This is a genomic window from Salinarimonas sp. (assembly GCF_046292825.1).
Classification (GTDB): Bacteria; Pseudomonadota; Alphaproteobacteria; order Rhizobiales; family Beijerinckiaceae; genus Salinarimonas.
The window spans coordinates 1-9,873 of sequence record NZ_JBKBQG010000075.1 but is presented as its reverse complement, the minus strand read 5'-3'; the positions used below and the strand labels follow the sequence as shown (position 1 = coordinate 9,873).

The window sequence follows — 9,873 nt, the reverse complement described above, 5'->3', positions numbered from 1 at the left end:
TGCGCGCCGTCCCGCGCGTGCCGCCGATGAGCGCGTTGTCGATCGCCGCCCCCGCGAGCCCGCCGAGCGCCCGCCCGACCATCGCCCCGAACGGCCCCCCCACCGCCCCGCCGATCACGGCGCCCGCGGTCTGCAGAACGAGCGTTGCCATTGGGATGCTCTCCCCTCTTCATCCCTCCCCGGAGGGGAGGGTGGCCCCTGGAGCGCAGCGACAGGGGTCGGGTGGGGCCCGACGCTTGCAGGACATCCTCCACCCGGGCCCCACCCGGCCGTTCTCGGCTTCGCCTCGAACGTCCACCCTCCCCTACGGGGAGGGATACCCGAAGACCCCCGACACCTTGCGCCGCCAGAACGGCGCCAGCGCCACCTCGCAGACGCAGGCGCCGTCGTGGGCGTGGATCATCGTGTCGGGCGAGGTCGCGATGGCGCAGTGCTTGGCCGGCAGGCCCTCGCGCCAGCGGAACAGGAGGACGGCGCCCGGCACGATCTCGGGGAGCGGCACCAGCACGCGGCGTGCGGCCTCGGTAAGCGCGTCGCGGCCCGCGGCCTCGGCCCAATCGGGCGTGTAGGGGCCGGGCGCGATCGGCTCGGGACCCAGAAGCTCGCGCCAGACGCCGCGCACGAGCCCGAGGCAATCGCAGCCGACGCCTTTCAGAGAGGCCTGGTGCGCATAGGGCGTGCCGAGCCAGGCGCGGGCCTGCGCGATCACGCGGTCCGGGTCGGCGATCATCGAAAGAAACTCCCGCCGTCGAGGCCGGGCTCGCCCTGGCGCGGCACGCGCAGGACGGCGTCGTTGCCGGGCATGTGCGGGAAGCCGCGGAAATTCGCGACGTTGCCGAAGCGGTCGCGGCAGGTGGCGAGGCTCTTGTCGCAGCCGGGCGTCACGCGCAAGACGTCGCCCGTCGCGATCGTCCGCGGCGCGCGCTGCCACAGATCGAGAAGCCCGCCCGCGCGATGGGCGCGGATCTCGACCGCGAGCCCGGCATTGGCGCCCGTGTCGAAGACGAGCCGCCCGCGCGCGAAATGGTCGGGCGCGTAGCCGGAAAGCCCCGCCGCCTCGACGAAGAGCGCCCCGTCGGTGCGCGTTACGGCGGCGCTCGCCGGCGCGATCGCGAGCGTGCAGCGCGCATCCCCCAGATCCGCGTCGCAGGTCGCGCGGAAGACGCGCCCGCGCTCCTCGTCGAGCCGGTGCATCAGCCCGCGCAATTCCGCGACGAAGGCCCCGTCCGCGCGCCGCACCTCGCCGATCGTCGCCACGTCGAGGAGGAGGCGATGCTGCGGCGCGGACCAGTCGACGAGATGCGTCTCGACGCGCGCGTCGTCGTAGAGCCCCGCCACGAGATCCGCCTCCGTGATCCCCGCCGAGACGAGCGCACCCGCCACCTCCCCTCCCCCGACTGCGAAGCCGAGCTCGCTCGTCGCCTCCGCCGCCTCGAGCCCGGTGCGGGCACGGTAGGTGGTGCCCTCGAAGGCGAGGTCGCGGTCGTGGTCGGTGAAGCCGAGCACGGTTCCGTCGCGCCGCTCGAGCCGCCAACAGCGCGCAAGCGTCGTCGCCCCGCCGCCGAGCCTGGCGGCGAGGCCGGGAGGTATGGTGCGCATGGAAGGTCTCCGGGGAGAAATCCCTCCCCGTTGGGGTGGGTGGACTGGCGCGCGGAGCGAGACAGGCCGGGTGGGGCCCGGGTTGAGATTTCGCGCCAAGCGTCGTGCCCCACCCGACACCCTCGCTGCGCTCGGGGGCCACCCTCCCCTACGGGGAGGGAGTCACGGCACGATCTCCACGATCGGGATCTGCGGCACCGCGCCCGCCGCGAAAGCCGACAGATCGATCTCGAGCGCGTCCGTGTCGAAGCGCACCGGCACGTCGAACGCGTAGCCCGCACTGACGCTCGCGCCCGCGGGAGGCGGGGTCGCGAGCGTCACGAGGCCGGTCGTCGCGTCGACCGCGAATTCGAGCCCCGCCATCAGCTCCACGCCCGCGACGGCGACCCGCACCGAGCCCGCGACGGGCTTCGCGATCGTGCGCACCCACGGCAGATGCGCGCCGCCATATCTCTTCACGAGCTGGAACGCGGTGCGCGCGCCGTCGCCCGTGCCGAGCGCCTGGTCGCCGGGCGCAGGCGTCGCCGAGGGCGCGCAGCTCTTCGCGTCCGTGCGGTCGTGCAGGCGAAAGCCGACGAGCCGCCCGCGCCGCTCCTCGAAGAAGGCGATCACGACCGCGAGCGCGTCGAGGCTGCGCACGCCGAGTCCCGCGTCGTAGCGCCGCCGCGAGGCCTCCCAACGCGCGTTTCGATGCTCCCGCCCCGACGCCATCGCGACGATGTCGGTGCGCCGCACCGGCCCCCCGCGCGCGCCGAGCGCGACGTCGAGAGGAAAGCGGACCTCGTGGAAATCCTGCATGAAAGCGCCCCCCTCCCCGGCTCGATTGACCTTTCGCAAAGTGGCGCGTCCGCGCCCCCGCTAAGGTCCGTCTCGGCGGCTCGCGCGGCGCGGTCGCCGGAGGAAAACGAAAGGATCGATGATGAGCCATGTCCCCCACGAGCTCGCCGAGGAATTCCCGGAAGCCGCGGAGAAGATCCACGCTCTGAAGACGACGAACGCCCATTTCGCGCGCCTCGCCGAGACCTATCACGAGGTCAACCGCGAGATTCACCGCATCGAGACGCGCGTCGAGCCGACCTCCGAGGAAGTCGAGCAGGAGCTTCGCCGCAAGCGCATGCACCTCAAGGACGAGATCGCCGCGATGCTCGCGGCCGCCTGAGGGTGCCCTAGCGGCGCCGCCCTCTCCGTCCTGAAAATCCATCTGAGGGTTGTCATCCCGGACGCCGAAGGCGATCCGGGACCCATACCCGCGACGCTTATTTCGCAGCCTATAGGCTGCGTTTCTCCGACGATCCACGCTTTCATGGAGCGCAGCGAGCGCGGCATGCGCGCTCGAACGATCGTCGGAGCGTATGGGTCCCGGGTCCGCTTCGCGGCCCGGGATGACAGCCCTCGGAGAGAGAGGCTCGCCTCGATCTCGCCTCAGCTCGCCCGGCGCCCGCGCGCGACCGCGCGGGCGATGGCGGCGGCGACCTGCGCCTCGGAGCGGCGGAAGCTCTCGGCGTCCGGCGTCGAGACGTGGACGTGCACGCTGACCGGCCGCGCGTCTCCGCCCGGCCCCGCGACCCCGAGCCGCCCGTCCGCCCCGCGCGCGAGCGGCAGGATCGCCTCCGCGCCGCGCTCGCCCATCAGCCCGATGGCGCCCGGCATCGGGAAATAGCTCGGCGCCGCGACGACGCCGCCTTTCGCGAAGGGCCTGATCGGCGGCAACGGCACGCCCCCTCCCCCACCGCCGATCCCGCCCGAGATCGCGCCGATCGCGCCCTGCAGGAGCGACGAGACGCCGCCCGCGAGGCTCTGCTGCAGCGGCGCGAGCGCGGCCTTCAGCGACATGTCGACGAAGGATCGCGCCATCTGGCGCAAGGTGTCGTCGAGCCGTCGCCCCTGGATCGCCCCGTTCACGAAGGTGCGGGTGAGGCTCGCTCCGAGCTTGTCCGAGAGGTCGACGAGATCGCGCAATTCGCGCGCCGCCTCGCGCGGGACGAGGCCCCCGCCGGGATCGCCGGAGAAGGGTGAGGCCGGGCCGAACATCGCAGGTCTCCTGTCGTCAATCGGGGAAGGCCGCCATCAGGGCGGCGAGGTCGGCGCGGGTGGGCGCGTCCGCGCGCGCCGGCGCATGCGCCGCGATCGCGAGCGCGAGCTCGCGCGGCGTCGCGCTCCAGAACGCGTCCGGGCTCCAACCGAGCCGGCCGAGCGCGAAGCGCAGGGCCTCGTCCCAGGGGAACGGCGCGGCTCGGCTCAGGCCGTCCGCGCCATCGGAGGGGGGGCGGAGGCGGAGGCCTCCTCGCCCGCGCCGAACGCGATCGCGAGCGCGGCCGCCACCGCCTCCGCCACGGGCGCGATCCCGTCCGGCATCGGCAGCGCCGCGATGTGCGCGTCGTCGATCGCATGCCCGCCGCCGCGCAGGGCGCAGCCGAGGATCGCGACGAGATCGCGGCTCGACAGCCGCCCCGCCGCGAGCCGCTCCGCGAGCGCGCCCAGATCACCCGCTCCCAGCGCCGCCTCGAGCTCCGCGAGCGCGCCGAGCGTCAGGCGCAGCCGATAGGTCGTGCCGTCGATCACGAGCGACACGTCGCCCCGCCGCGCAGGGCCGTGTGGATGGGTCATGGGGATGTTCTCCGAAAAATCCCTCCCCATAGGGGAGGGTGGACGTTCGAGCGCAGCGAGAACGGCCGGGTGGGGCCCGGGTGGCGATCATCCTCCGAACGTCGGGCCCCACCCGACCCCTTCGCTCCGCTCAGGGGCCACCCTCCCCTACGGGGAGGGATGTGCGCACTCACAACGCCGCGAAGGCGATCTCGCCGGCCGATTCCAGCGCGATCTCGAACGTCACCTCGCCGGCGTGCTCGCCGCGATATTCGAGCGCGACGATCTGGAACGGCCCCGACAGGATCCCGAAATCCGGCACGATCGCCTGCCAGGCCCGGATCGCGCCCTCGAAGAACACCGCCCGCACGAGCGCGTCGGAGGCGGCGTCGCGGAACACGCCGGAGCCCGAGAGCGCCGCGCGGCGCACGCCCGCGCCCGCGAGCAATTCGCGCCAGCGCCCCGCGCTCTCGGCATGGGTGACGTCGACGACGTCCGAATTGAGCGCGATCTGCCGCGCGCGCAGGCCCGCGACGGTGACGAAGGCGCCGTTCGCGTCGGCGAGCTTCACGATGAGGTCCTTGCCCTTCTGAGCGGCCATGCCGGCCTCCTTCACGTCTCGATGATCTCGGTGACGGCTCGCAGCACGAGCCAGGCGCGCGCGGCGCCGCTGCTCGCATCGCGTACGCAGCCCGTCTCGGCGACGCTCAGCGAGACGAGGCGGTGGCCGGGCACGGCGGGGGCGGAATCGTCGAGGAGCGCCGCCATCCGGTCGACGATCGCGAGCGCGGTCGCCGCCGAGCCGGGCTTGGCGTGGACCGCGATCTCGGCGCGCTGCTCGTGGCCGCGCACCTCGGTGCCGGAGGCCTCCCGCGCGATCACGCGGCCGAAGACCGCGTAGACCGGCGGAGAGCCGCGCGGCGGCTCGTCGGAGAGCCGGACCTCGCCGCCGAAGAGCCCCGCGAGCGCCGAATCGCCCGCCAGAGCCGAGAGGATCGCGTTGCGCAGAGCGAGGATCGGTCCGGCTATCATGGGTCCCGACCCGCTCATGGCTTGATCTCCTCGACGAGGCAGACGGTCTCGCGGCGCGCGCCGTCGGGATCGGTCGCGGCGCGGATGCGGAAGCGGCGGGCGCCGAGCGTGAGGCGCATGCGGCCGTCGAGATCGGCCCGGTGGCGCAGGCGCACGCGATGGGTGACGGCCTCTTCCGGCCGCCCGGCGCGCTCGCGCTCGTCGAGGCCGAGCGCCTCGATCGCGCCCCACAGGCGCGGTCCGGGCTGCCAGGCACGGATCACGCCGCCGAAGCCGTCGGGCGTCTCCTGCGGCAGATCGAGGGTGAACAGGCACCGGCGCGCGCCGATGCGGGTGCGGGTGGTGGGCTCGCGCAGCATGGCTCACCCCATCCGCAGGCGCCGATAGGGCGCGATCAGAGCCAGGATCTCGGCCGGCAGCCCCGACGCGCGCGCGCCCTCCGCCGAGAGATCGCCCCGGTTCTCGTACCAATGGGCGACGAGGAGCCGCAGCGCCTGGACGAGCGGCGCCGGCGCCGCCCCCGGCTGCGTCCCGAAACCCGCCGCGAGGTCGATCTCGACCCCGCCCGCGGTCGCCTCGGCCGAAGGCGCGGCGATCGTCACGCGCGGCGGCTCGGCCCGCGCCTCGAGCCGCACGGCGCTCGCGGGCAGGAGCGTCGCGACGCCCGCCCCGTCGTAGAGCCGCACCGCGTCGATCCGGATCACCGGCGCGAGCGGCAGCCGCACCACGCCGTCGGACGGCAGGCGCGGCAGCGCGAGCCGCCAGGTCGATTCGAGCAGGGTGAGCCGCGTCGTCGCCTCGATCACGAGGCGCGCGGCCTTGATGAGCGCGGCCAGCAGCGCGTCTTCGGCTTCGTCCTCGATGCGCAGCCACAGCCGCATCTCGGGCACGGCGACGGGCTCGACGGCGGGGCCGGCGAGATATAGGGGAAGCATCGTGTCACTCTCCCGGATCGGGGCCAAGAATCGTGTTCTCGGACAAGCTCGCTTTCGCGGCCGCGCTCGCCGCGTGCCTCGTTCTCCCCGGCGCGGCCGGAGCCGTCGTCGGCGGCGCGCCCGGAGAGGCGGCGATCGAGCGCGCGAGCCTGATGGTGCTGTCGTCGAACGGCGGCGTCTGCTCGGGGATCGTCCTCGCGCCCGACGTGATCGCGACGGCCGCCCATTGCCTCACCGGCGCCGCCGAATACCGCGCGCATTGGCGCGACGAGCGGGGCGAGCCGGTCCTCGCCGCGATCGCCGCCATCGTCGTCCATCCGGATTACGACCCTCGCGCCATCGAGACGCGGCGCCGCTCCATCGATCTCGCGCTCGCCCGCCTCGCCGAGCCGCTGCCCGCCCGCTTCGTCCCGGCCCTCCTCGACGCGTCCGCCGCTCCTGCGGCGGAGCGGGTCGTGCTCGCCGGGTTCGGCGTCGAGACGGAGAGCGACGCGCGCGGTCTCACGAGCGGCACTTTTCGCGCGGCGACGCTCGACGTCGTCGAGCCTTACGGGCCGAGCCGCATCCTGGTGTGGCTGTCGGGGCGCGGCGCCGGGGCCTGTCACGGCGATTCGGGCGGGCCGATCCTGCGCGGCGACGCCGTCTTCGCGCTGACCTCCTGGACGCGCGGCGAGGGGGCGCGCGCCTGCGGCTCGTTGAGCCAGGGCATCCTGCTCGGCCCCCAGCGCGGCTTCCTCGACGCGACGCTCGCGAGCTGGGGACGGAGCGCTCGATGGCGCTGAAAGACCCCGCGGCCACGCTTGCGAGCCTGGCCGCGAGCGCGCAAGATGCGAGCATGGCCGGCCTCCCCTCCCCCCGGCGCGCCTCGCGCGCGCAGCGTCTCGCCGCGGCGGCCCTCGCGGTCGCGGGCGCGCTGTCGGGCGCGGCTCTCTCGGCCTCCGACGCGCAGGCCATCACCCGCGGCCGCACTGCGACGCCCGCCGACGGGCTGCGCGAGATGGTGGTGCGGGTCGAGAGCGCGCAGGGCGAGCTGTGCACCGGCGTCCTCGTGCGCGAGGACATCGTTCTCACCGCCGCCCATTGCGTCCTCGTCGACACCCGCTACCAGGTCTACGTGGTCGATCCCTCGATGCAGCAGCGCTCGGTGCGGGTCACCGGCAGCGTCCTGCACCAGACCTTCCGCGAGGGGATCCGCCCGCGCGAGCAGCCGGGCGTCGACCTCGCGCTCCTCAAGATCGAGCGGCCGCTCGGGCCCGATTTCAAGCCCCTGCCGCTCGACCGGGTGGCCGCCGCCCGCGCGGGCGACGACGTCACCATTGCCGGCTTCGGCACCACCGGCTTCGGCGAGAAGCGCACCGCCCGCACCCTGCGGCTGACCTATCTCGCCGTGATCGGCGAGGCGCGGCTCGGCAACACGATGCTGATGGCGGCCGATCCCGAGCGGCTCGGCGAGCGCCCGGGCGCGGGGGCCTGCCAGGGCGATTCGGGGGGGCCTCTCCTCTCCGGCAATCCCGGCGATTACCGGCTCGTCGGCATCGTCAGCTGGTCGAGCGGCGCCTTCACCGGCGCCGGCGAGGCCGCCTGCGGCGGGCTCACCGCCGTCACCCCGGTCGTGCCGCACGTGCGCTGGATCGAGACCGCCATCCGCCAGCTCGACCGGGTCGTCCCCTCCGGGACCCCGGCGCCGCTCGAGATCCATCCCGGTTTCCACACCGGGGGCGAATCGCGCTGAGGCCCCCCGCCGATCGGCGAGGGACCGGGCTCGCGATCACGCCGTCGCGAACCGCATCAGCTTGATCGCGCCGAAATCCTGCACCCCGCCGCCGACGCGCTTCGTCGTGTAGAACAGGACGTAGGGCTTGGCGGAATAGGGGTCGCGCAGGATCCGCACCCCCATGCGGTCGACGACGAGATAGCCGCGCCGGAAATCGCCGAAGGCGATCGAGAGCGAGCTCGCGGCGATGTCGGGCATGTGCTCGGCCTCGACGAGCGGGAAGGTCATCAGGCTCGCCTGCTGCCCGGGCCCCGCCGGCGGTTGCCAGAGATAGGCGCCGGTCGTGTCCTTGAACTTGCGGATCACCGATTGCGTCTTGCGGTTCATCACGAAGACCGCATTCTGCCGATAGCCGCTCTTGAGCGCGTAGATGAGGTCGACGAGCCGGTCGGACGGGTTCGACGTCACGAAGGCGCCGGCCGCGCCGGAGGGCACGACGCCGATCTTGCCCCATTCCCAGGAGGCGTCGGCGACGACGTCGTAGGCGAGGAAGCCGCGCGGCCGGCCGACCCCGTTGCCGGAGACGAAGGCGGCGCCCTCCTGCTCGGCGAAGGCGGTCTCCACCTCGTCGGCGATCCATTGGTCGATGTCGACGATCGCGTCGTCGAGCAGCGTCTGCGTCGCGGCCGGCATCGCGTAGAGCTCCATCGCCGGGAAGGCGAGCTCGACGAGGACGGGCGAATCCGTCTGCGGCCGCGCCGCCGTCTCCGACACCCAGCCCGAGGCCGCGCCCGAGACGGCGTGCGCGATCTTGTAGAGCCCCGTCGAGATCGTCCGGGTGCCCGCGATCGCGCGGATCGGCGAGAGGGTCGCGAGCCGGCGCAGCACCTCCCGCTCCACCTGGGGCGGCGCGAGATAGCCGCCGTCCGGCCCCGATCCCGCCGAGAGCGCCTTCGCCTCGAGCCGCTTCAGCCCCGCCGTCTCGCCGGAGCGGACGTAGAGATCGAAGGCCGCGCGGTGCTCGGCCATCATCGGGTCGAGGCTCTTGCCCTCCTCGCTCGCGAGCGGCGGACGCTGACGGGCGAGCGCCAGCCGGTCCGCCCGCGCCTTCTGCTCGTCGAGGAACGCGTCGATGCGCGCGAGCTTCTCCTCGACGAGCACGTCGACCCGCCCGCGGGTCTCGAGCTCGGCGAGCCGCCCGTCGTTCTCCTCCTTGTAGGCCTCGAAGGCCCGCGCGAATTCCTCGAACGCGACCTTCGCGTCGAGCGACTTCGTCTCGATCTCGTGCATGATGCTTCCTTTCGTGGAAAAGAAATCCCTCCCCGGAGGGGAGGGTGGCCTCGGAGCCGAAGGCGAACGAGGTCGGGTGGGGCCCGCGGCGCGAGACGATCGGAGGAGGAAAGATCTCGACGCAAACGCCCCCCTCCCCCCGCGAAGCGGCGGGGAGGGATAAAGGGTGGGGGGCGGTCGGGCCCGTGGAGTGGGTAGCGAGGCATGCTCGGCCCATTCGCCGGAACTCCCCCGAGAACCGATCCACAAGCCCCACCACCCCCCACCCCTAACCCCTCCCCGCCGCTGCGCGGGGGGAGGGGAATTCCGTCGCGTCCTGCATCGAACGTCGCGCGAGGCGATCGGCGGAAGAAAAACCTCGACGCAAACGCCCCCTCCCCCCGCGAAGCGGCGGGGAGGGTATGGGTGGGGGGCGGTCGGGCCCATGGAGCGGGTCGACAGGCATGCTCGGCCCATCCGCCGGAACGCCCTCGCGAACCGATCCACAAGCCCCACCACCCCCCACCCCTAACCCCTCCCCGCCGCTGCGCAGGGGGAGGGGAATTCCGTCGCGGCCTGCATCGAACGTCGCGCGAGGCGATCGGCGGAAGAAAAACCTCGACGCAAACGCCCCCCTCCCCCCGCGAAGCGGCGGGGAGGGATAAAGGGTGGGGGGCGGTCGGGCCCGTGGAGTGGGTAGCGAGGCATGCTCGGCCCATTCGCCGGAACTCCCCCGAG

The 9,873-nt window shown here is 73.5% G+C and carries 14 protein-coding genes; 3 read left to right on the top strand and 11 right to left on the bottom strand.

What is annotated here, in order from left to right:
• Positions 1-304: 304 nt before the first annotated feature.
• The 3 genes from ACK4UM_RS20305 to ACK4UM_RS20295 all read right to left on the bottom strand — a co-directional run bounded on the left by ACK4UM_RS20305 (position 305) and on the right by ACK4UM_RS20295 (position 2,397).
• Positions 305-730: a peptidase P60 gene (locus ACK4UM_RS20305; RefSeq protein WP_409802662.1), complete on the bottom strand. Its 426-nt coding sequence runs from the start codon at positions 728-730 to the stop codon at positions 305-307.
• Positions 727-1,599 carry a DUF2163 domain-containing protein gene (locus ACK4UM_RS20300; protein WP_409802661.1) on the bottom strand — a complete coding sequence of 291 codons (873 nt, stop codon included), beginning with the start codon at positions 1,597-1,599 and terminating at the stop codon, positions 727-729. Before ACK4UM_RS20300 ends, ACK4UM_RS20305 begins: the two co-directional genes overlap by 4 nt.
• Before the next feature lie 162 nt (positions 1,600-1,761).
• Positions 1,762-2,397, bottom strand: coding sequence for a TIGR02217 family protein (locus tag ACK4UM_RS20295; RefSeq protein ID WP_409802660.1), 636 nt, complete (start codon positions 2,395-2,397; stop codon positions 1,762-1,764).
• Between the two features lie 121 nt (positions 2,398-2,518).
• Between ACK4UM_RS20295 and ACK4UM_RS20290 the strand changes: the two genes are divergently transcribed.
• Positions 2,519-2,758, top strand: a complete 240-nt coding sequence (locus ACK4UM_RS20290) for a YdcH family protein (RefSeq protein ID WP_409802668.1) — start codon at positions 2,519-2,521, stop codon at positions 2,756-2,758.
• A gap of 263 nt (positions 2,759-3,021) precedes the next feature.
• Here the strand turns inward: ACK4UM_RS20290 and ACK4UM_RS20285 are convergent, their stop codons facing one another.
• The 7 genes from ACK4UM_RS20285 to ACK4UM_RS20255 form a co-directional block, all read right to left on the bottom strand.
• Positions 3,022-3,630 carry a phage tail tape measure protein gene (locus ACK4UM_RS20285; protein WP_409802659.1) on the bottom strand — a complete coding sequence of 203 codons (609 nt, stop codon included), beginning with the start codon at positions 3,628-3,630 and terminating at the stop codon, positions 3,022-3,024.
• Positions 3,631-3,646: 16 nt separating this feature from the next.
• Positions 3,647-3,841, bottom strand: a complete 195-nt coding sequence (locus ACK4UM_RS20280) for a phage tail assembly chaperone (protein WP_409802665.1) — start codon at positions 3,839-3,841, stop codon at positions 3,647-3,649.
• Positions 3,838-4,206, bottom strand: coding sequence for a gene transfer agent family protein (locus ACK4UM_RS20275; RefSeq protein ID WP_409802658.1), 369 nt, complete (start codon positions 4,204-4,206; stop codon positions 3,838-3,840). Before ACK4UM_RS20275 ends, ACK4UM_RS20280 begins: the two co-directional genes overlap by 4 nt.
• A 169-nt stretch (positions 4,207-4,375) precedes the next feature.
• Positions 4,376-4,786: a phage major tail protein, TP901-1 family gene (locus ACK4UM_RS20270; protein ID WP_409802657.1), complete on the bottom strand. Its 411-nt coding sequence runs from the start codon at positions 4,784-4,786 to the stop codon at positions 4,376-4,378.
• 11 nt (positions 4,787-4,797) lie between these two features.
• On the bottom strand, positions 4,798-5,235 hold the full coding sequence (locus ACK4UM_RS20265) for a DUF3168 domain-containing protein (RefSeq protein WP_409802656.1): 438 nt from the start codon (positions 5,233-5,235) through the stop codon (positions 4,798-4,800).
• A complete protein-coding gene (locus ACK4UM_RS20260) occupies positions 5,232-5,576 on the bottom strand; it encodes a phage head closure protein (protein ID WP_409802655.1) in 345 nt (114 codons plus the stop codon). The genes ACK4UM_RS20265 and ACK4UM_RS20260 overlap by 4 nt, the downstream gene beginning before the upstream one ends.
• A 3-nt stretch (positions 5,577-5,579) precedes the next feature.
• Positions 5,580-6,152, bottom strand: a complete 573-nt coding sequence (locus tag ACK4UM_RS20255; protein WP_409802654.1) for a head-tail connector protein — start codon at positions 6,150-6,152, stop codon at positions 5,580-5,582.
• Between the two features lie 32 nt (positions 6,153-6,184).
• Between ACK4UM_RS20255 and ACK4UM_RS20250 the strand changes: the two genes are divergently transcribed.
• A complete protein-coding gene (locus tag ACK4UM_RS20250) occupies positions 6,185-6,934 on the top strand; it encodes a S1 family peptidase (protein ID WP_409802653.1) in 750 nt (249 codons plus the stop codon).
• Positions 6,925-7,884 (top strand): S1 family peptidase, encoded by a 960-nt coding sequence (locus ACK4UM_RS20245; protein WP_409802652.1) that lies wholly within the window; start codon positions 6,925-6,927, stop codon positions 7,882-7,884. Before ACK4UM_RS20250 ends, ACK4UM_RS20245 begins: the two co-directional genes overlap by 10 nt.
• Before the next feature lie 36 nt (positions 7,885-7,920).
• Here ACK4UM_RS20245 and ACK4UM_RS20240 read toward each other — a convergent pair whose 3' ends face one another.
• Positions 7,921-9,156 carry a phage major capsid protein gene (locus ACK4UM_RS20240; protein WP_409802651.1) on the bottom strand — a complete coding sequence of 412 codons (1,236 nt, stop codon included), beginning with the start codon at positions 9,154-9,156 and terminating at the stop codon, positions 7,921-7,923.
• Positions 9,157-9,873 lie beyond the last annotated feature (717 nt).